We start from the raw sequence: 21,868 nt of genomic DNA, 5'->3' as shown, positions 1-21,868 counted from the left end.
ATATTGGATACAAAATTGCACAACGTCTAGGTGGATTTGAAGCTGTAGGACCAATTTTACAAGGATTAAACGCTCCTGTGAATGACCTATCTCGTGGATGTAATGCAGAAGATGTATATAAACTTTCATTAATTACAGCTGTTCAAGCTTTAGAAAAATAAGATTTTAATAAAGAGGTTGACCTTCGTTAGCCTCTTTTTTTTCTGGAATATTTTGACATCGTTTACTTAATTTAGTATAATTTAGTAAAAAATATTGGCTACATTTATTAAGAAGAATACTATTCATAGGTACAAAAATAAAGGGGGAAATTAATAAAAAATAGGTTATAAAATATAAAGGAGAGATATTAGTTGTAATTTATTTTTTAATGTATTTGATAGTATTATGATAAAGTAGAAAAAAAGGAGATGTGAATTATGGATTTTGTAGATTTTTTTGGTAAGGCAATTACTAGTCCGGTTGCGAGTGTTATTGTTTTTTTTGTATTTTTATATCTAGTCTATGTTTCTGTAGACTTTATAAGAAAGGGATTAAAGAAATAAAATAGTTAATTTTAAGAGATATAACCATGTATGAGGAATAACCTAGTGTAATTGATTTTTTAGAAATTATTTGTACTAGGTTATTCTCTTTTTTATTCTTTATAATTGCATTTATACCAACTTATATGGTAATATATAATGATGTATAAATATGGAGGTAAACATGGTTGCGATAGAATCAAAAGATGATTTATATGTTATAGATTTGTTAGAAGATTTTGATGAATTTTATTTAAAATTAGAAAAATTTGCTGAAAAAAATAGAGTTCCAATTATCGATAAGATCGGAATAAGATTTTTAATTCAAATGCTGAAAATAAAGAAAGCTAAGAATTTGTTAGAAATTGGGACGGCTATTGGGTATACTTCTATCAAATTGGCGGAAAAAATAGGATGTGATGTTACTACTATTGAGCGAGATGATAAGATGTATAACCAAGCAAAAAACAATATTGAAAAGAGAAATCTTACTGATAAAATAACATTGCTTCATGCCGATGCATTAGAACTTCAAGATGAAGTTGTAGCAAATGCACCTTATGATGTAGTATTCATTGATGGAGCCAAAAGCCAAAGTAGAAAGTTTTTTGAATTATATGAACCATATTTTGCTGAAGATGTTGTAGTTATTACGGATAATGTGCTGTTCAAAGGAATGGTTGCAGATCCAAGTATTATTAAGCACAGTAGAGATTTAAAACAACTTTCTAGAAAAATTAATAATTACAATGAATGGTTATTAAAACATGAAAACTATGAAAGTGTAATATTACCGTTTGGAGATGGGATAACTATAACAACGAGAAAATAAAATTATAAAGCTATTGAGTTAGTAGATTTTATTAAGAAAGGATAAAAAATGACAGTAGAGTTAGTTGTAACACCGAAAAGTATAGATCATATTTATGAACTTATAAACGTAGGAGCTGATAGTTTCGTTATAGGTGAAGAAAAATATGGATTACGTCTTGCTGGTGAATTTAAAAGAGATGAATTAAAAAAAGCTATTGAGATTATTCATCAAGCAGGGAAAAAGGCATATGTTAGTGTAAATGCAATATTCCATAATGAGCATATCGATGACTTAGTTGATTATTTACATTATTTATCAACATTAAATGTAGATGCTTTAATATATGGAGAACCAACAATTATTACAATTTTAAGAGAAGAAAATCTTGATTTCAAACTTCAATGGGATCCACATACATTAGCTACGAATTCATTTTCTTGTAATTACTGGGGAAAACGTGGAGCATATAGAACATGTCTTTCAAAAGAATTAACTATTGATGAGATCGTTGAAATCACTGGAAAAAGTGAGTATGAGATTGAAGTTCAAGTACAAGGGATGCTTTGCATGTTCCAATCAGTAAGAAAATTAGTTGATAATTACTTCATGTATAGCAATAAAGAAAAATATATCGAAGAATATAGCAATTCGAAAAAACTATTCCTATATAGCCAAGATAGAAATGAACGTTACCCAATTTTCGAAGATTCTAATGGGACGCACATTATGAGTGCAAATGACATCTGTGCAATTGAAGAGTTAGATCGTCTAATTGAAGCAGGAGTATCTGCATTCAAAATAGAGGGTGTCTTAAAAGACGAAGATTACATTACAGAAGTAGTAACGATTTATCGTGATGCTATCGATCTTTATTACGAAGATAAAGAAGCATATGAAGATGAAAAACAAGATTTCTATAATGATATAGAGAGAATTAAACCGAAATATAGAGAAGTTGATCTAGGATTCTTCTACAAGAAAACTATGTACTAATTATATTTTTGGATTTTGAAAAGGGGACAAGGTTTCCTATATAAAACCTAATAAAAAAGACAAGGAGGATGGGTCATACTTGAATGTGACCTTAACTTATGGCAATACCAAATATTTCAGAAATTAGAAACGGCAAGAGAGTAATAACAAAGAAACCAGAATTACTGCTTCCAGCAGGAAACTTAGAAAAATTAAAAATAGCTATTCATTACGGAGCGGATGCTGTGTTCTTAGGTGGGCAGGAATTTGGACTTCGTAGTAATGCAGATAATTTTACAATTGAGGAAATCAAAGAAGGTTGTGAGTTTGCAGCAAAATATGGAGCAGATATTTATGTTACGGCGAATATTATTGCGCATGATGAGAACTTTGAAGGATTAGATGAGTTCTTAATGGCACTTCAAGATGCGGGGGTAAGAGGAATCATCGTTGCAGATCCGTATATTATTGAAAGATGTAAGACTGTTGCTCCAAAAGTAGAAGTACATATTAGTACTCAGCAATCTATCTCAAACTATAAAGAAGTTAGATATTGGGAAAGTGAAGGAGTACATCGTGTTGTATTAGCACGTGAAACAGGATATGAAGAAATTAAAGAAATTCGTGAAAAAACAGATGTTGAGATAGAAATGTTTGTACACGGAGCAATGTGTATAGCATATTCTGGACGTTGTACTTTAAGTAACTATATGACGGCACGTGATAGTAACCGTGGAGGTTGTTGTCAATCATGTCGTTGGAATTATGATCTTTATGAAGAAGGAACTGACGAAGATACTAAATTATTTGATGAAGGGGCAAATCCTTATGCAATGAGCCCTAAAGATTTAACTTTAATCGAAGCAGTACCAGAGATTATTGAATTAGGTATTGATTCGTTAAAAGTTGAAGGTCGTATGAAATCAATTCACTATGTTGCGACTGTTGCGAGTGTGTATAGAAAACTGATTGATGATTACTGTGCAGATCCAGATAACTTCAAGATGACACCAGAATATAAACTAGAACTATATAAATGTGCTAATCGTGATACTGCAATGTCGTTTTTCTATGAAATACCTAAATATACTGAACAAATGTTTGGGAATGAGGGTGGTAAGAAAACAAATTATGATTTTGTTGGTCAAGTACTTCACTACGATGAAGAAACTCAAATTGCAACAATTCAACAACGTAACTTCTTTAAAACGGGTCAAGAAGTTGAATTCTTTGGACCGGAAATTGATACATTTAGGCAAGTTATTGGTGAAATTTATGATGAAGATGGAGAATTATTAGATGCAGCAAGACATCCACTTCAAATTATTAGAACAAAATTGGACTCTAGAGTATTTAAAAGCAATATGATGCGAAAGGAAATGGGACGCTAATGGCTACAGATAGACCAAAAATTATCGGTATTGTTGGAGGAAGCGGTAGTGGAAAAACTACTGTTACTAAAAGAATTATAGACGAGTTAACTCAAGATAAAGTTGCATTAATCGAGCAAGATTATTATTATAAAGATCAAAGTCATATGACGATGGATGAGAGAGTTAAGACAAATTATGATCACCCTAATGCATTTGATAATGAGTTACTTTACAATCATTTATTAGAATTAATCGAAGGAAGAGCTGTTGAACTTCCAGTATATGATTATGTAAATCACACTCGTAGCAAAGAACAAAAACACCAAGAACCTAAAGATGTAATTATTATCGAAGGTATGTTTGGTCTTTATTCAGAAAAACTGCGTGAATTAATGGATATTAAAATTTATGTCGATACACCAAGTGATCTTCGTATTTTAAGACGTTTATTACGTGATATTAATGAACGTGGAAGAACTGTAGAATCTGTAATTAATCAATATTTAGTGTCGGTTAGACCTATGCATGAGAAATATATCAAGCCAACTAAACAATATGCCGATATTATTGTTCCAGACGGTGGATATAATGATATAGCGATTGACATTTTAATAACAAAAATCAAATCGCTACTAGCAAAATAGTAAAAAAAACGATATAATATAGAGTAGACTAAAAAAAGGAGTATCACTATGGCTTTAGAAGAAAAATTAGAATATCAAATGACCCAAGAAGGTTATGACAAACTTGTAGAAGAATTAGAACATTATAAAAAAGTAAAACGTCCAGAAGTAATTGAAAAAATTAAAATTGCACGTAGTTTTGGGGACTTATCTGAGAACTCTGAATACGATGCAGCAAAAGATGAGCAAGGTCATATCGAACGTAAAATTCTAGAAATGGAACAAATGATTCGTTATGCGGTTATTATTGAATTAGATGAAAAGTCAACTTCAATTCGTCTTGGTAATACTGTAACTTATCAAGAACTACCAGATGGTTTAACTGAAACTTACAAAATTGTAGGTAGTGCAGAAGCTAATCCGTTTGAATATAAAATTTCAAATGAATCTCCTGTAGCTCAAGCTTTATTAGGAAAAGAAGTAGGGGATGTTGCGAAAGTATCATTACCTACAGGTCCAGAAGATTCAATGGATATTAAAATTTTAGCGGTAGAGTAATATTATGATAGCATTAATAGGTGCGATGCCAGAAGAAGTGGCTATAATAAAAGAAAAGATAGAGAATCTACAAGAGAAAAAAATAGCACATGTAAAGTTTTATGAAGGTAAATATGAAGAACGTGATATTGTTCTAATGTTAAGTTTACCTGGTAAAGTTAATGCTGCTATTGCTACAACTTTACTTTTAGATTACTACAAACCGGAGTATGTTATTAATATAGGTACATGTGGTGCATTGCAAGGTGATATGGAAATTGGAGATATGATTGTTGCAACTGAAGTAAGACATTTTGATGTTGATGCGACAGAGTTTGGATATGAAATTGGTCAAGTGCCACAAATGCCAGCAGTATACAAGAGCGATGAAAAATTACAAAAACTGGCATCTGAAATTAATTTACCGAATCATAATATTCATTTTGGTTTAGTAGGAACATCAGATTCATTTATCTCTAATAAAGAATTAAAAAAAGGAATATTGAAAAATTTTCCAAATATGCAAGTAGTTGAAATGGAAGCAGCAGCAATTGCTCAAACTTGTTATCAGTTTGGGACAAAATTTATTGTTTGCCGTAGTGTAAGTGATAAGGCAGAAGAAGGAACTCGTGTTACCTTTGATGAATTTTTACAAATAGCAGCAGTAAATTCATCTATTTTAACGACAGAATTAATTAAAAAACTTTAGTAATAATTATATAAATCAGCAAAGAAAAGGACACCTTTTCTTTGCTGTAATATTTGGTAGTAGCTAGAAAATCGTGATTTCATTAATATGCCCTCGTAAAGGTTATTAGATATATAAAAAACTCATATAAAAGTAATTTTAAATATCAATAAATCTCTGCGTTTATGAGTTATCATACATACTTTTTTAAACTTAGACCTTTTGGGTCATCCTCATATAGTTGAAAGTTTAAATAATTAATTGTGTTGAAAAAAATGTTATAAAATGATAATATAAAGTAGATAAATATTATTTAAGGAAAAGAAGAATGAAAAATATTACTGAGACAAGATCTTTTAATTATTTGAAAAATATAGTTCAAATAATTTTAGGATTATTGATATTTTATTTGATTTTTTCCTATTTTAAAAAAGAAATTATTAGTTTAGATTTTAAGAAAATACATCAGCTTACCTTAGATATAGGGAAAGTAAAATTTATAGTAGTATTATTATTTGGGCTATTAGGTATAAGTATTTTATGTCTTTATGATTATTTTGTTCTGAAAGCTATTAATATTACTAAGAACATGTCTTCATTTCGTATTTTTAAAATTAGTTTTATGACTAATACGCTTAATATGGTTCTTGGTTTTGGTGGATTTATAGGTGCCGGACTTAGATATTATATGTATAAGCCGTATACAAAAAATGGAAAAACTCTTGTTACTGCAATAGGGATGATTTTGATTTCAATGCTTTCGGGTATAAGTTTATTATCAATTTTTGTGGTTTTAAATGTATTTCCAGGACAGGCGCTATATGCTGATAATAGAATTTTTTACTATTCATTGATACTGATGTCATTATTTTTACCTTTGTATCTATTTTTTAATTTAAAGAAACCTAGAATAAGAACTGATAGATATTTAAGTGTTAAATTGACGATTATTTCTTTTTTAGAATGGGTATTTGCAGCCCTGATTATACTTGTGATTCTTTATTTTTACACAGGCAGTCTAGTAGCGGATAAGGAATTGCAAATAATGGGAGTCATAATAGTAGCTTCAATAGTAGGGTTACTGACGATGATTCCTGGAGGATTAGGTACATTTGATACATTAGTGTTAATAGGGCTTAAGAACTTAGGGATTAATCCGGAAATTATAGGTGCAACAATTGTAATTTATAGATTATCATATTATGTTGTTCCATTCTTTTTAGGATGCTTAATGTTTCTAAGTGAAGGGATAAGAATGATAAAAGTTAAATTTCAGAGAGGAGAAAAGTTATGATTACGATGGTAATTTACGCGATAATTGCTTACCTATTAGGAAATGTAATGGGTGGAAAATTATTAGAAAAAATTTATAAAGAAGAATTTACAAATAAAGGTTCAGGAAATGTTGGGGCAAGAAATGCAGGGCGTGTATTAGGTCCTAGATCGTTTTTATTTGTTTTAGCGGTAGATTTCTTTAAGGGATTTTTTGTAGTTATACTGCTTAAGATATTGAATGTAGAACCTAAGATTATATATATTTGTATTGTGTTAGTCTTACTTGGGCATATAAAACCTATTATATTTAAGTTTAAAGGTGGTAAGGGAGTTGCAACATTCTTTGGATGTTTAGCCGCTTTATCGTTGAATTTATTCTTAATTATGATTCTTTGTACATTAGTTATTGCTATAATAGTAAAAAGTTTAACGATAGGATTTTATTCAAGTTTACCATTCGTAACATATATAAACTATGTAGAAAACCCATCGTTTTTAATACTAGGAATATTCATTTTAGCGTTATTATTATTAAGTGTCGTTGCTGTAAAAGACATAGAAGAGTCATTTAATAAATATTTTAGTGTAAGAAAAGTTAAGAAATCAGTTCGATAATGAGCTGATTTCTTTTTTGTTATTAAAAATTATTATTTCGTAGTATTTTTTTTATAAGAAGAGTACGCTTAATATAAATTATTACATATAATAAAAGAAAAATCATAGAAATTATAGTCGTAATAAAAAGATATAATTCAGTTGAAAATATTCTAGTATTGGTAAAAAATGAATGTAAATACATTGTTAGAAAAGCTATGGTAAATGTTATAATCTCATACTTTAAAAAAATAAGAATCTTAGTTGTTTTTATTGTTAATTTTTCTTTTTCTCTATTATATCTCATAAAATTAGCATAAATAAGTATTGGTATAGTTAAATAATAATAGATATTGTTTTTTGTGACGAAAAAAACTATTGAAAGTGCGACAAACAACATAAGGCTGATGATTAAATAACTTCTACTTTTCATATCCTATCCCCCTTTGAAATAATAATTAGCTTATTAAAAATCCTATGATTAAAAAGAATTTAATAATAACGAATTATTTTAGAGTTTATATATTTCAATTATATTATAGCATATAAAAATAAAAAAATACATATGTGAAAGATATTGAAATGTTTATTAAATAAGAATCTATATATAATTAAACTAAGGTTTAACCAAAAATTAAACTAAATTTGAGTTTTAATTATAATTTAAAGTTGACTAAAGTGTATTTTAAGTTTTCGATAAATAATATATTTATCAAATATATTATTTAAAATGAAATTAAGGAGATGATTTATATGTCAATAAAAAAAATTAGTAAAATTACTAACGAATAAAAATGTTAAAAAATAGTAAGGGTGATAATAAATCATCGAAAATTTAGGAAAATAATGAAAAGTATATAAAAATTAGATTGTAAAATTGAAGTAGACGGTATTCCTACAATAAACTTAATACTGTCTGATTTACTGAATTTAATGGAATTGTTAATATCATAGATAATCAAAAGAAGGTGAATCTGTTGAAAACAATGTAGAGGTAACAGTTGAAGAGGATACTTTTTGAAATCCAATAGGAGATGTAAAAATTTCAAAATTAAATAATAAAGGAAAAATAAATATTAATGGTTATAAAATCACTATAACTGATGGAACAGTTATAAGTGAATAACAATATTTAAAAAAGTGAATTGAAGATCGATGGAATACTGATTTAATTGGTGTTTTATAGATTTAATTTTTGATATAAAAAAACGATTCTATTCCGATTTATATTCTTTTAAATCGGAATAATTACTTAAGACGAGAATCTATTGACTTGTTATATAAAACATAATAAAATTTAATTATAGAATAATATACGGAGGCGATTAAGATGAGTAGATGTGAATGTGAACACCACTGTCACTGTCATGATGCAGTAGAAGATTGCAAATGTGGAAACTGTGTTGAAGGAACATGTGAGTGTAAAGAAGGTTGTGCGTGTGGCTGTCATAATGCAAAAGAAGATTGCGAATGCGGAAACTGCAAAACTGGCGAATGTCATTGCGATAAGCATGCAGCATAACAATAAGAAGGAGTTCTGGAGAAATACCAGAACTCTTTTTATGTTATTTAAGTGTAATAAGAAGATTTAATACTCCTGCAAGAATAAGTAATATTACACTCCATTTTATAGTTTTAGCAAAAATCTGACTATCTTTGTTAACTAGACCAACAGCAGCTGCAGCAACTGCGATTGATTGAGGAGAAATCATTTTAGCGATTGCTCCACCCATAATATTAGAAGCTACTAACAATGATGGGTCTACTCCAATTTGGGTCGCAGTCACAGATTGCAATCCTGCAAATAAAGAACCACTGTTAACAACAGAACCAGTTAAGAATACCCCAATCCAACCTAAGATAGGAGAAAATAGTGGGAATATTTTTCCAGTGTTGGCAAAAGCAAGTCCTAGTGTTGAAGACATTCCTGAATATGTAGAAATATATGCGAAAGCTAACACAGAACAAATTGTTAATATCGGAGCCCAAAGCTCTAGAGCAGTTTCTTTAATTGTTGATAAGACTATACGACTTTTCACTCTGAAAATGATAATTGTCACTATAGCTGCTAATAGTATTGCTGTAGTTGTTGATGTGAATGGTGCAAAACTAAAAACAGCTTTAATTGGTGTCGATTGTTTCACGATAGGAGCAACACGAGCTACTGAACCATCGATGTAGTATGGAAAGTTAAATATTAATGAATTTAACGCACCTGCTTTTTGACCAGTTTTAGGGTTTGCAGCTTGAATTAATTGTTTGAAGAAACCAAGATTTATGATTGTAACAAATAATGTTAATAAAATAAATGGTGTCCAAGCTCTAACAATTTTTTTCGCAGTCAAGCCATTATTTTCTTTAGTTAATTCTTTTGCTTCAGTACCTAATATATTTTTTGGTGTCCAAAATTTTAGAAATATGATTAATGCTAGTAAGCTTACGATAGCTGAAGAAACGTTAACAAGTTCTGGTCCTATGAAGTTAAGGAAGATAAATTGAGTTACTGCATATGATCCACCTGATACTAAAATAGCAGGGAACGTTTCTTTAATTCCTTTAAATCCATCAACCATAAATACGATCAAGAACGAAACGATAATCGTAACTAAAACTAAAACCAATGATGTATTTTTACCTAGTGTTAATGCATCAAGGTCAGTAAGTGTTGCCGGAACAGTAACAGGAATCCCCATTGCACCGTACGCTCCGCCGGCAATGTTAGAAACTAAGCATATTGCAGCAGATTGCAATGGTTTGAAACCTAAACCTACTAAAATTGCAGCTGTAATGGCAACTGGTGCACCAAATCCTGCTGCCCCTTCAAGGAATGCGTTAAAAGAAAATGCAATTAAAAGCACTTGAATTCTTTTATCTGGTGAAATAGATGAGATACTTTGTTTCATTACATCAAAGAATCCCATTTTAACTGTTAATTTATATAAGAATATTGCAGCTAGTACGATACTGGCAACAGGCCATAGACCTGAAACGATACCTTGTTCTGCAGCTCCTGCAATTTTATCAACAGGCATCTTATAACAAAGAGCAGCTACAATTGCTGCACTAAGAATACTTAGTCCACCAGCCGTATAGCCTTTTAGTTTAAAAACAACTAATGAAATTAAAAATATAACTATAGGAAGAGCAGCTACACCCGCAGATAACCAAATATTACCCATAGGATTATACTGTTGTTCCCAAATAGTATTAAGAATCATTATAATACCTCCTAAAATATGTATAGACAGAATATACATTAGAAAGCTATTTTTTTGCAAGAAATTTGCTTATTTTTATGAAAAAAAGTTTATTTGTTTGCTAAAAATGATTAATTAAGTTCAATTTTCAGATAAAAAAATTCTGAAAAATAACTAGAAAACGCTTTAAAAATAAATTAATTGTAAATTATTAGAATCTTAATAATTGATATATATTATCAAAATATATATTTTAGAATATAAGTAATGATGAAAAATACATGCTGTATTTATAAAAAACGTATTAGAGTTTATATTATTTGAATAAGAAAAAATATAGTTAAATAGAGTGAGAAATATAGATTCTAAACAACTGTTTAAAGACAGGGTATTCGTGTATTAATACAATCATTAAAAATATTACTGAGATAAATATTGTTATTTTATTGGAACTAGAAATTTGACTTTTTTTAAGAAACATTGTATATTAATATAGTAATATATGATTAAAACATAATTTATATACATTTAATAAATATATACACAAACTTTGGAGGTTATTATGGTAAAAACATCAAAAGATTTAACTAAACAAGAGCATTTAGAAATGTATGAACTAATGCACCTTATTAGAGATTTTGATATGGAGTTAAGTAAACTATACTCTCGTGGTTTAGTTCACGGTATGACTCACTATTCAGTAGGAGAGGAAGCAGCTAACGTTGGAGCTATTTATCCATTAAGAAAATCAGACTTAATGTTCTCTAACCACCGTGGTCATGGTCAAACAATTGCTAAAGGTATTGAAATTGACCGTATGATGGCTGAAATCCTTGGTAAAGAAACAGGTCAATGTAAAGGACGTGGAGGTAGTATGCACGTTTATGACCTTGAACAAGGAAACATGGGATGTAACGGTATCGTTGGTGGAGGACACGGTTTAAGTACTGGTGCCGCTCTAGCTCAAAAAATGAAAAAAACTGGTAATATTGTAATTTGCTGTATGGGTGATGGAGCTACTAACGAAGGAAGCTTCCACGAATGCTTAAATATGGCATCTAACTGGGATTTACCACTTATTTTCTACGTAATTAATAATAAATATGGTATCTCAATGGCTCAAGAAAGATGTATGCGTGTTGAAAAAATTACTGAACGTGCTGCTTCATACAGAATCAAAGGAATCCATGTTGAGGATGGAAACGATGTGTTAGCTGTATATGATGCAATGCAAGAAGCTATTGAACACGCTAGAAGTGGGAAAGGTCCCGTTTTAGTAGAAGCAGTATCTTATAGATGGTTTGGACACTCAGCTTCAGATGCTGGTAAATACCGTAGTCGTGAAGAAGTAGCAGAATGGAAACTTAAAGATCCTAACGTAAAATATAAAAACTACTTATTAGAAAATGGAATTGCTACAGAAGAAGAATTAAAAGAAATCGAAGATAGATCAAAAGCAACTATCGATGATGCTGTAGAATTTGCTAAAGAATCACCATTTGCTGATGGTTCAATTGCATTCCAAGATAACTACGCTGACTAATATTTTAGGTTAAAATAATTTAAATAATATTTTATATAATAGGAGATTAATAGTTATGACTAAAGAAACAAAAATTATGACAGTTCGTGAAGCCATAAAAGAAGCTATGACTCACGAAATGCGTGAAGATGAAAATGTATTTTTAATGGGTGAAGATGTTGGTATCTTCGGAGGAGACTTCGGAACTACTGTAGGTATGTTAGAAGAATTCGGTTCTGAACGTGTTATCGACACACCTATCAGTGAAGCTGCAATCTGTGGAGCTGCTGCAGGAGCTGCTTCAGTAGGTATGCGTCCAATCGTAGACGTAACATTCATGGACTTTGTAACAATTGGTATGGATGCAATTGTTAACCAAGCTGCGCCAATGCGTTATATGCTTGGAGGAGAAGTACAAGTGCCGGTTACTTATCGTTGTGCATCTGGTGCTGGTACAGGAGCTGCTGCTCAACACTGTAAAGCTCTAGAAGCTTGGTTCTGTCACATTCCTGGTCTTAAAGTAGTAGCACCAGGTACTGCAGGAGATGTTTACTCAATCTTAAGAGCTGCAATCAGAGATAATAACCCAGTTATTTACATCGAACCAAAAGCTCTATTCGGACGTAAAGGTGAAGTAGAAGTAGGTAAAATTGGTGTAATCGGAAAAGGTGACATCAAAGCTGAAGGTACTGATGTAACACTAGTATCATGGGGAAGAATGTTAGAGCGTAGCTTAAAAGCTGCTGAAGAACTAAAAGAAGAAGGAATCTCAGTAGAAGTAGTTGACCCAATTACATTAGTACCATTAGATACAGATTTAATCGTTAAGTCTGTACAAAAAACAGGAAAATTAGTTGTATGTCACGACTCATTCAAAACTGGTGGATTCGGTGGAGAAATCGTTGCTCGTATCGCAGAAAGTGATGCTTTTGATTTCTTAGACAGCCCAATTTACCGTGTAGCTGGGGCTGACACACACATTCCATCAGCTAAAAACTTAGAAAAATTAGTTGTACCTGATGTAGAAGACATCAAAGAAACAATTAAAAAAGCTGTAAATAAAAAATAAAAATTTAGTTAGCGAAGGATGTGAATAAAACATGGCAGTAGAGGTTATTATGCCAAAAGCCGGTAGTGAAATGGAAGAGGGCGAAATCGTACAATGGTTCAAAAATGAAGGTGACCATGTCGAAGCAGGTGAAGTCCTATTAGAAATCGTAACAGATAAAGTAAATATGGAAGTTGAAGCTGATGCAAGCGGAACTTTATTAAAAATATTAGCTCAAGCAGGAGATGTTGTTCCAGTTGTTCAAACAATCGCATGGATCGGGGAACCAGGTGAAGCAATTCCTGGAGCAACTTCAACAGGAGAAGTAGCACCTGCTGAAACTGTTGTTGAGAAAAAAGTTGATCACACACCAGTTAAAGAAGTGGAAGTAATTGATTATTCTGGACTTCGTGCTACACCAGCAGCAAGAGCGTATGCTCGTGAAAAAGGACTAGACTTGTCTAAAGTTAAAGGAACTGGAGCAAAAGGTCGTATTCATAAAGAAGATGTTATTGATTACAAACTAAACTCTAAAGTTAAAATTTCTCCACTTGCAGCACGTATTGCTCAAGTTGAAGGAATCAATACAGAAAGTATTGCTGGAACAGGACCAAATGGTAAAATCATGAAAGCTGACGTTCTTGCAGTACTAAATGGTACTCCAAAACCAGAACCAGCTAAAAAAGAAGAAATTGCTCAACCAGGTAAAAAATCTGTTAAAGCACCAAATGAAAATCAATGGGGAATTGTTGAAACTGTACCAATGTCACCAATGCGTAAAGTTATTTCTAAACGTATGAGTGAATCTTACTTCAGTGCACCAACATTCGTAGTTAATGTTGAGGTTGATATGACAGAATTACTAGCACTACGTAAAAAAGTTGTTGATGCGATTCTTGAAGAAACAGGTAAAAAAGCAACAGTTACTGATTTTATTTCATTAGCAGTAATTAAATCATTAATGAAACACCCATATGTAAATGCTTCATTATCAGGTGATGAAAAAGAAATGTATCTACATCACTATGTAAACTTATCAATCGCAGTAGGTATGGATAGTGGACTTGTGGTACCAGTAATTAAAGGTGCTGATAAGATGAGTCTTAAAGAGCTTGTAGTGGCTTCTAAAGAGATTACAACTAAAGCTCTTGCTGGTAAATTAAAACCAGATGAAATGGCAGACTCAACATTTACAATCAGTAACTTAGGTATGTATGGAGTTAAAAGCTTCGTACCAATCATTAACCAACCAAATACAGCTATTTTAGGTGTAAGTGCTACAGTTCAAAAACCAGTAGTATTAAATGGTGAGGTTAAAGTAAGACCTATTATGACATTAACATTAACAGCGGACCACCGTGTAGTTGACGGATTAGAAGGAGCTAAATTCATGAAGACATTGAAAGAAGCTATCGAAAATCCACTATCATTACTAATTTAAATGATAATATAATATATTAGAAAACAATAGAAAAGTGTATTAAGGAGTGATTATAACATGGCAGTAGAAGTTATTATGCCAAAAGCCGGAAGTGAAATGGAAGAAGGCGAAATCGTACAATGGTTTAAGCAAGAAGGTGACGAAGTAAAAGAAGGAGAAGTCCTACTTGAAATCGTAACTGATAAAGTTAATATGGAAGTTGAAGCTGAAGCAAGCGGAACATTATTAAAAATTCTTCACCCAGCTGGATCAACTGTACCAGTAGTTCAAACAATCGCTTGGATTGGACAACCTGGTGAAGCAGTACCAGGAGCTGATGGAGCAACTGCAGCAGCTCAAGAAGTTGTTAAAGAAGTAGCAGCTGATGTTAAAGTACCTGAAACTAAAGCAGAAGAAGTATTACCAAAACGTGAACGTCGTGGAGAATATGACGTAGCAGTTATCGGTGGTGGTCCTGCTGGTTATGTAGCAGCTATTAAAGCAGCTCAATTAGGAGGAAAAGTAGCATTAGTAGAAAACCGTGAACTTGGTGGAACATGTCTAAACCGTGGATGTATTCCAACAAAAACATTCTTACACAATGCTGAAATCATTAACTACATCCGTTCTGCAAAAGATCGTGGTATCAAACTTGTAAATGATGCATTTACAGTTGATATGGAACAAACTGTAGCAGTTAAAAACAAAGTATCTAAAACTCTATCTGGTGGAGTAGCAGGATTACTAAAATCATACGGAGTTAAAGTATTTAACGGAGTAGGTCGCTTAACAGCTGATAAGAAAATCGTTGTTGATGAAAAAGAAACTATCGATGCTGATAACGTAATCTTAGCAGGTGGTTCTAAAGTAAGTAGAATTAACATTCCAGGAATGGATAGTGATAAAGTTCTTACAAGTGATGAATTCTTAGATATCACTGAAGTACCATCTCGTTTAGCAGTAATCGGTGGAGGAGTAATCGGTTCTGAGTTAGGACAAGCATTCTCTACATTTGGTTCTAAAGTAACTATCGTTGAGATGGCTGACCGCCTAATCGCTGGTATGGATAAAGATGCTTCTGTAGCATTAGAAAAACAATTCAGAAAACAAGGTATCGAAGTTCTTACATCTACTAAATTATTAGAAATCGTTGATAAAGGTCATGAAGTAGTAGTTAAAGTAGAAGGAAAAGAAGATATCGTAGCTGACAAAGTATTATTATCTATCGGACGTGTTCCAGATAACACATGTCTTGGAGAGTTAGCTGATAAATTCGAAATGGAACGTGGACGTGTTAAAGTTGACGAATACATGGAAACTTCTATTAAAGGAATTTACGCTCCTGGTGATATTAACGGAGTTAAAATGTTAGCTCACGCAGCGTTCAAGATGGGAGAAATCGCAGCTGAAAATGCTATGGGTCACCACAAAAAAGTTGATCTTAAAGCTACTCCAGCAGCAATCTACACTCACCCTGAAATCGCAATGGTTGGTTTAACTGAAGACCAAGCTCGTGAAAAATATGATGTTAAAGTTGGTAGATTCAACTTTGGAGCTAACGGACGTTCATTAGCATCTAACCACGGAGAAGGATTCGTTAAAGTAATTATGGATACTAAATACAGAGAAATCTTAGGTATCCACATCGTAGGACCAGTTGCAGCCGAAATTATTAATGAAGGTTCAACTCTAATTCAAACAGAAATGACAATTGATGATGTTATGGATATTATCCACGGTCACCCAACATACTCAGAGGCTTTATATGAAGCAATGGCTGACTGTATAGATATGTGTATCCATGCACCTAAGAAAAAATCTAAATAATTTAAAAGAAGAAAGCAACTAGATTTCTAGTTGCTTTCTTATATATTATTCGATAAATATATGTATAGAATAATTCCCCCAGGCAAGGATTACTTGCTTGGGGGAAAGTTTAACGAGAACTTTCAGCATCATGGACTTCTCTATGTAATGTTTTTAAGTTAATACTAACAGCTTTATATTCATCACTTTGTGGTAACTCAAGTTTGAAGTTTAGTGGTTTAGATACTTCAATAGTAGCGTCATTGATATCAAAGTTAAATATATGACCACCTTGAGTACGATTATCGCTTATATAGTGAAGATGAAATCATCCAACCCCTATTCCTTGGGTATATTCTGGAGAAAAGAATCCTACAATTGTACCACGGGTATGTGTATAATTAAATATACTTTGTGTTTTTAATATATCTAAAAGAGGTGGATAAGGTTTTTCATGTTTTTTAGGAGAACGAGTATCCATCTTCTTAAATACTCCAGTTATTTTTATTGCATAAAAATAATTAGGATTAATATATTCTCCAATAGATTCAGAGAGTTTTTCAAAATTAGTATTGGTTACAGTTTTATAATTAGTTGAAAACTTTGTGATATTCGCAAAAGGTGAAGTTGCATCATTAGGTTGAAGAGTTGAAATTCCACTGCTATCAGTTTTGTAAACTTTGCCATTTAGTATTATCATTTCTCCATCAACGCCTTCAAAAGTACCAATTCCGAAATCACCGTGTTGTAATAAATTTTCTACTGTAGTAGTTCCACTAAAAGCACCATCCATAAGCGCTGCTATAGTACTATATTGATATAACATAATTATTCTCCTTAATATTTGTAATTTTAAAAGTTAGATATTATAAAAATTTAACTTTATAAAAATTTATTTTATTAGTAGTTCATTTGTAAAGAGATGAACTTTACATATTGTATAAGATTATACTTTCAAATTAACTTTATAAAATTAGTTTAAATAGCTATCTTGAAGAGTTTCACCAAGTTTGATGTTGTCACTATAGTCCACAGTTACATCAATAATGATAGGACCTTCAATTTTTTAAATGCTCCTTTTAAACATTTTTCTAGTTCTTCTTTTGTCGTCGCTCGAATACCTACTGCTGCATAAGATTCAGCGTGTTTTTTTATATCGACTTGACCAAGGTGTACAGCAGAATCACGCCCATATTTTATCCCTTATTGGAATTCAACCATGTTATATGATGAATCATTCCAAACTACGTGAACTATAGGTGATTTTAATCTAACAGCAGTTTCTAGTTCCATCGCTGAGAATAGGAAGCTACCATCACCTGAAATAGATAAAGTTTTTTTATTAGGATAAAGTAGTCCTGCAGCTATAGCCCATGGTAAAGCTACACCTAAAGTTTGCATCCCATTAGAGAAAAGTAAATGATGAGGTTCGTAAGATCTAAAATGTCTAGCTAACCAAATACCATGAGATCCAATATCACAAGTAACAATAGTGCCATCAGATACTGTATTTTGAGTTTGCTGAATAATTTCTAAAGGATGAAGTCGATCTTTAATTTTTGATTTAGGAGGTTCATCACGTTTTACTATTTCTTTTTGAAGCTCTTTTAGATAAGATAGATTTTCTTCTGAAATTCTTACTTTCGGATTTCCATCGTAAATACATTTTAAAGTTGCAGAAATGTCACCGATAAGTTCTATATCAGGTTGATAATCTCTGTCTATTACATCGATAGTATCGTCTATGTGAACTAGTCGTAGCACATTTATTGGTATTCCAATAGACTGGATCATATTCGATAGGGTCATAACCAATAGAAATAATTAAGTTCGCTTTGTGTAACAATCTGTCACCCGTTTGGTTTCTAAATGATCCGACACGACCATAGAAGTGTTGAACTAGACCACGATTGATAAGCGCATCGAATACAGCATCTATTTTTGCACCAGGAATGGCAAAAATATGTTTAACATCCTCGTTTATTAAAGTATCTACAACTAATTCTGCTCCACGGCGAGAATTTTCCTCTAGATTTTTACTCATTATTACTCCTCCTAAATTATGAGAATAAGAAATATATATTAATATTAATATTCTAACTCTATATTACATTTTTTTCAAGAATGGAAACTTTTAGAAAGTAACTAAATGAATTTGATTTCTAAGAAATTGATTTTGTTCAGCTTTCAAGTAAGTTTATTAGATGTATATTAATCATTTAGAAATCGAATATTTATATTAAAATACCATACGTTCAAAAATTATCATATAAACTTTTTTTATTACTTAGGAGTTTTGGGTTAATTTCATTTTAAAAATTTCTATATCGTATTTAACTGTATAAAATATGTTATTTTTAATTCAATAGATTTTATCATTTATTTATTAAATTGCTAAAAAATTCATCTCTTAATATACCATATTTTACAGAATCATAGTAAACTCCATTATAATATCTAACTTTTCTAATTCTAGCCTCACAAATAAGTCCAAGTTTTTCTGCAAGTTTCATCATTCTAGTGTTACCACTCCAAGTAGTTAAACCAATGTGTTGTATTTCAGGAAATCTATTAAAACATAGATGAATCCACTCATATAAAGTAGCATATCCTATACCTGTTCCCCAAACATTTTGATCATATATTACTATTCCAATCTCTAACCATCTAGTAGCAAAGCTTTCCCAATAATAAGTAACGATACCGACTGGTTTATCATCTAAAAATATTCCTAAGACTCGCTCGCTTAAGAAATATTCATGATGGTTTTTTAGTAAGAATGTATCTAAATCAATATATTTATATTCATTAAAATAAGGTGCATTATATTTACTCCACTCAGGAGTTTCTGACGAGTAAATCACATTATATAAATCAATCAAATGTTTTTCTTCAATTCTCTTTAGTGTAATCATAACAATCTCCTTTTCTATATTATATCATAGGAAAAACTAGAGAATATATAAATAGCTCGTATAAGTAATTTTATTATTATTTTAAGATTTTGTATGATATAATTACTTTTATGTAAATAAACATAGAGGTGAAAAATGGAAAAATTTAGTAAAATAATATCAGACGTTTTACTCTGGATAATGAATATAGGCTTGCTAATTATAGGGGTTTTATTATCGTTCGGATTAATAATGGAAGCAAAAGAAATATTTTATGAAGGTACTAAATTTTTAGGAGATCAAGGGAGTTATCAACATTTTGTAGAAGGAATATTAGTATTCTTCCTATATTTTGAGTTCGTAGCTCTTATTGTGAAATATTTTAAAAATAATTATCATTTTCCGCTGCGATACTTTATTTATATTGGGATAACAGCGATTATTAGGTTGATTATAGTTCAACATGATGATCCTTATAGTGTTTTAATATGGGCTGGTGCAATTTTATTATTAGTTATAAGCCTAGCAATTGCTGAAAAATTTATAAAAAAAGATTAAGAAAAGGGAGTGATCCAACAAAATCTTGTTTCTTTGAAATCATGATTTTTGAGTCACTCCCTAATTTTATTTTACTGTATATTTACCAGTTTTATAGTCAATAGTTACTCCTTTTTGGAAGTTTGGTAAGAATACATTATACTTAACACTTTTACCATTATCTTCAACTGACATAGCTTCCATAATTACACCTTGAGCAACTAAATCATCACCTTTAAAAACGGGCGTTACACGATAACGAACGTGTTTTTTTGTTTTCTTTATATAATCTGCGACTTCATTTTCAAAAGGAATCATATTAAGATTCATGAATCTTGTACCTGTCATCAGATTTTTGTCATTATCATTTTCTCCAGCAAGCTGAAATGCTATTAAATGTGATCTATCGTAAACATGAGCGCCGCGATTACTTTGCCAACCACTTGGACGAACGTGTGCGATTTCTTCACGTTTATCAGTAGGCATTAAATCAGTGCCGATAATCCCATTAGCTTGTCCAACACGCCCAAGTTTATCTAACGGACTGTAGTTTTCAAATGATGTAGTAGATAAGTCTTCTTTAGAGAAGTATGGATTATTATTATTTAATATTTTGTACTTATTATTATCAGTTGCTTCACTTTCTTTAGGTGCAGTAAGTGAGTTTAGTACCTCATCAGGTATTTTAGAAACACTTGCAAAAGTAGAAGTAGGAGAAGTTTTACTTGATGGTTTATTGGTATAGTATGTGATAGCAAATGCTGCTAAAATTACTATTGCAATTGAAATAATTGAAAATAGTGACAATTGTTGTTTTTTTCTTTTTGCCATAAGGCCTCCTTATTTTTATAGTAATTCAAACGATTAAGAGGAAGAGTAGAGCTCTTCCCCAATAAAATATTTATTTTTTGAAATAATTAATTCCCATTGCATCTTTTACTTCATCTAGAGTAGCAGCTGCAACTTTTTCAGCTTTTTCACTTCCTGCTTTTAGCATTCTGTATACTTCTGCTTTATCTTTAGCGAATTCTTCACGACGCTCTCTTATTGGACGTAAGTAATCTTGCATAACATCATTTAAACGACGTTTTAGTTTCATATCACCAAGTCCCCCGCGAGAGTAGTGTTCTTTAAGTTCAGCAACCTCATCAGTACGAGAATCAAAAATATCAAGGTATGTAAATACCACATTTCCTTCTACTTGACCTGGATCTTCAATTTTAATGTGATTTGGATCAGTATACATTTTCATGATTTTAGCTTTAATATTTTCTTCGCTATCCCCTAAATATATACCATTATTTAAACTTTTACTCATTTTCCCTTGTCCATCAATTCCAACAAGACGGGCGTGATTTTTAGGTGGAAGTACAATTTCAGGAAGTACTAGAACTTCTTTATTGTATGTTCTATTGAAGTCACGAACGATTTCACGAGTTTGTTCAATCATTGGTTTTTGATCTTCACCAACAGGAACGTGTGTTGCTTTAAATGCAGTGATATCAGCAGCTTGGCTTACAGGATAAGTAAAGAATCCTGCAGGAATACTTTCACCGAATTTCTTGTCGTTAATTTCCTGTTTAACAGTAGGGTTACGGTGTAATCTAGAAACTGATACTAAATTCATGTAGTACATGTATAATTCTGCAAGTTGTGGAATTTGTGATTGAATAAAAATAGTAGTCTTGCTAGGATCAATTCCAACTGCAAGGTAATCAAGTGCAACTTCTGTAATATTTTCAATAACTTTTCCGGGATTATCAGCATTATCAGTAAGAGCTTGTTGATCGGCTATCATAATAAATACTTCAGTATCATCTTCGTTTTGTAAAGCTATACGATTTTTTAAAGAACCGACATAGTGACCTAAGTGAAGTTTACCAGTCGGTCTATCTCCAGTTAAAATAATTTTTGTCATAAAAGGGTAACTCCTTTATAATAATTTTAATAATTCCTTATAATTATACCATAATATAGCAGAAGTTTGTTTGAATTAATATAAAAAATATTAATTTGAATAAAAATTTAGTGTTTTACTTGGCAA

The 21,868-nt window shown here is 31.3% G+C and carries 22 protein-coding genes and 1 pseudogene; 16 read left to right on the top strand and 7 right to left on the bottom strand.

Annotated elements, in window-relative coordinates:
• The 11 genes from RWQ73_RS04500 to RWQ73_RS04450 all read left to right on the top strand — a co-directional run.
• Positions 1–161, top strand: a 161-nt coding sequence (locus RWQ73_RS04500) for a phosphate acyltransferase (protein ID WP_314406874.1), incomplete at its 5' end; no start/stop codon positions are given.
• Positions 162–419: 258 nt separating this feature from the next.
• A complete protein-coding gene (locus RWQ73_RS04495; protein WP_314406872.1) occupies positions 420–545 on the top strand; it encodes a hypothetical protein in 126 nt (41 codons plus the stop codon).
• 163 nt (positions 546–708) lie between these two features.
• Entirely contained in the window at positions 709–1,356 is a 648-nt protein-coding gene (locus tag RWQ73_RS04490) for an O-methyltransferase (RefSeq protein WP_314086708.1), read from the top strand.
• 48 nt (positions 1,357–1,404) lie between these two features.
• Complete coding sequence (locus tag RWQ73_RS04485) at positions 1,405–2,331, top strand: peptidase U32 family protein (RefSeq protein ID WP_314406870.1); 927 nt, start codon at positions 1,405–1,407, stop codon at positions 2,329–2,331.
• A gap of 98 nt (positions 2,332–2,429) precedes the next feature.
• Positions 2,430–3,701, top strand: coding sequence for a U32 family peptidase (locus tag RWQ73_RS04480; protein ID WP_314406869.1), 1,272 nt, complete (start codon positions 2,430–2,432; stop codon positions 3,699–3,701).
• Positions 3,701–4,327: a uridine kinase gene (gene udk, locus RWQ73_RS04475; protein WP_314406868.1), complete on the top strand. Its 627-nt coding sequence runs from the start codon at positions 3,701–3,703 to the stop codon at positions 4,325–4,327. The genes RWQ73_RS04480 and udk overlap by 1 nt, the downstream gene beginning before the upstream one ends.
• A 48-nt stretch (positions 4,328–4,375) precedes the next feature.
• Positions 4,376–4,864, top strand: coding sequence for a transcription elongation factor GreA (gene greA / locus RWQ73_RS04470; protein WP_314086698.1), 489 nt, complete (start codon positions 4,376–4,378; stop codon positions 4,862–4,864).
• A 4-nt stretch (positions 4,865–4,868) separates the two neighbouring features.
• The gene (gene mtnN, locus RWQ73_RS04465; RefSeq protein ID WP_314406867.1) at positions 4,869–5,552 is read left to right on the top strand and encodes a 5'-methylthioadenosine/S-adenosylhomocysteine nucleosidase; all 684 of its coding nucleotides are present in this window, start codon (positions 4,869–4,871) and stop codon (positions 5,550–5,552) included.
• 307 nt (positions 5,553–5,859) lie between these two features.
• The gene (locus tag RWQ73_RS04460; RefSeq protein ID WP_314406866.1) at positions 5,860–6,825 is read left to right on the top strand and encodes a lysylphosphatidylglycerol synthase domain-containing protein; all 966 of its coding nucleotides are present in this window, start codon (positions 5,860–5,862) and stop codon (positions 6,823–6,825) included.
• A complete protein-coding gene (locus tag RWQ73_RS04455; RefSeq protein ID WP_314406864.1) occupies positions 6,822–7,421 on the top strand; it encodes a glycerol-3-phosphate acyltransferase in 600 nt (199 codons plus the stop codon). The genes RWQ73_RS04460 and RWQ73_RS04455 overlap by 4 nt, the downstream gene beginning before the upstream one ends.
• Before the next feature lie 1,309 nt (positions 7,422–8,730).
• Positions 8,731–8,922: a hypothetical protein gene (locus RWQ73_RS04450; RefSeq protein WP_314406863.1), complete on the top strand. Its 192-nt coding sequence runs from the start codon at positions 8,731–8,733 to the stop codon at positions 8,920–8,922.
• 43 nt (positions 8,923–8,965) lie between these two features.
• On the opposite strand, the gene RWQ73_RS04445 is transcribed toward RWQ73_RS04450, so the two are convergent.
• Positions 8,966–10,618 carry a lactate permease LctP family transporter gene (locus RWQ73_RS04445; protein WP_314406862.1) on the bottom strand — a complete coding sequence of 551 codons (1,653 nt, stop codon included), beginning with the start codon at positions 10,616–10,618 and terminating at the stop codon, positions 8,966–8,968.
• A gap of 541 nt (positions 10,619–11,159) precedes the next feature.
• Between RWQ73_RS04445 and RWQ73_RS04440 the strand changes: the two genes are divergently transcribed.
• Genes RWQ73_RS04440 through lpdA form a run of 4 tightly spaced genes read left to right on the top strand, consistent with a single transcriptional unit; the run spans position 11,160 to position 16,414 of the window.
• Positions 11,160–12,140: a thiamine pyrophosphate-dependent dehydrogenase E1 component subunit alpha gene (locus RWQ73_RS04440; protein WP_314406861.1), complete on the top strand. Its 981-nt coding sequence runs from the start codon at positions 11,160–11,162 to the stop codon at positions 12,138–12,140.
• A gap of 55 nt (positions 12,141–12,195) precedes the next feature.
• Positions 12,196–13,188, top strand: coding sequence for an alpha-ketoacid dehydrogenase subunit beta (locus RWQ73_RS04435; protein ID WP_003146773.1), 993 nt, complete (start codon positions 12,196–12,198; stop codon positions 13,186–13,188).
• Between the two features lie 31 nt (positions 13,189–13,219).
• Positions 13,220–14,608 carry a dihydrolipoamide acetyltransferase gene (locus RWQ73_RS04430; protein ID WP_314406860.1) on the top strand — a complete coding sequence of 463 codons (1,389 nt, stop codon included), beginning with the start codon at positions 13,220–13,222 and terminating at the stop codon, positions 14,606–14,608.
• A gap of 57 nt (positions 14,609–14,665) precedes the next feature.
• Positions 14,666–16,414 (top strand): dihydrolipoyl dehydrogenase, encoded by a 1,749-nt coding sequence (lpdA, locus tag RWQ73_RS04425; protein ID WP_314406859.1) that lies wholly within the window; start codon positions 14,666–14,668, stop codon positions 16,412–16,414.
• A gap of 109 nt (positions 16,415–16,523) precedes the next feature.
• Here the strand turns inward: lpdA and budA are convergent.
• The 4 genes and pseudogenes from budA to RWQ73_RS04405 all read right to left on the bottom strand — a co-directional run bounded on the left by budA (position 16,524) and on the right by RWQ73_RS04405 (position 19,308).
• A pseudogene (budA, locus tag RWQ73_RS04420) lies at positions 16,524–17,219 on the bottom strand (acetolactate decarboxylase).
• 377 nt (positions 17,220–17,596) lie between these two features.
• Positions 17,597–18,157: a thiamine pyrophosphate-dependent enzyme gene (locus RWQ73_RS04415; RefSeq protein ID WP_314406858.1), complete on the bottom strand. Its 561-nt coding sequence runs from the start codon at positions 18,155–18,157 to the stop codon at positions 17,597–17,599.
• The gene (locus RWQ73_RS04410) at positions 18,096–18,437 is read right to left on the bottom strand and encodes a hypothetical protein (protein WP_314406856.1); all 342 of its coding nucleotides are present in this window, start codon (positions 18,435–18,437) and stop codon (positions 18,096–18,098) included. The genes RWQ73_RS04415 and RWQ73_RS04410 overlap by 62 nt, the downstream gene beginning before the upstream one ends.
• 331 nt (positions 18,438–18,768) lie before the next feature.
• Positions 18,769–19,308, bottom strand: coding sequence for a GNAT family protein (locus RWQ73_RS04405; protein WP_314406854.1), 540 nt, complete (start codon positions 19,306–19,308; stop codon positions 18,769–18,771).
• 135 nt (positions 19,309–19,443) lie between these two features.
• On the opposite strand from RWQ73_RS04405, the gene psiE reads away from it, so the two are divergent.
• Entirely contained in the window at positions 19,444–19,845 is a 402-nt protein-coding gene (gene psiE / locus RWQ73_RS04400) for a phosphate-starvation-inducible protein PsiE (protein WP_314406852.1), read from the top strand.
• Between the two features lie 66 nt (positions 19,846–19,911).
• Here psiE and RWQ73_RS04395 read toward each other — a convergent pair whose 3' ends face one another.
• Together RWQ73_RS04395 and trpS are read right to left on the bottom strand one after the other, a co-directional pair.
• Entirely contained in the window at positions 19,912–20,655 is a 744-nt protein-coding gene (locus tag RWQ73_RS04395) for a DNA/RNA non-specific endonuclease (RefSeq protein WP_314406850.1), read from the bottom strand.
• Positions 20,656–20,725: 70 nt separating this feature from the next.
• Positions 20,726–21,742 (bottom strand): tryptophan--tRNA ligase, encoded by a 1,017-nt coding sequence (gene trpS, locus RWQ73_RS04390; RefSeq protein ID WP_314406849.1) that lies wholly within the window; start codon positions 21,740–21,742, stop codon positions 20,726–20,728.
• Positions 21,743–21,868 lie beyond the last annotated feature (126 nt).

Source organism: uncultured Gemella sp., from assembly GCF_963525875.1.
Classification (GTDB): domain Bacteria; phylum Bacillota; class Bacilli; order Staphylococcales; family Gemellaceae; genus Gemella.
Note: the sequence above shows the minus strand (reverse complement) of the source record. Positions and strands in the feature narration are given on the sequence as shown.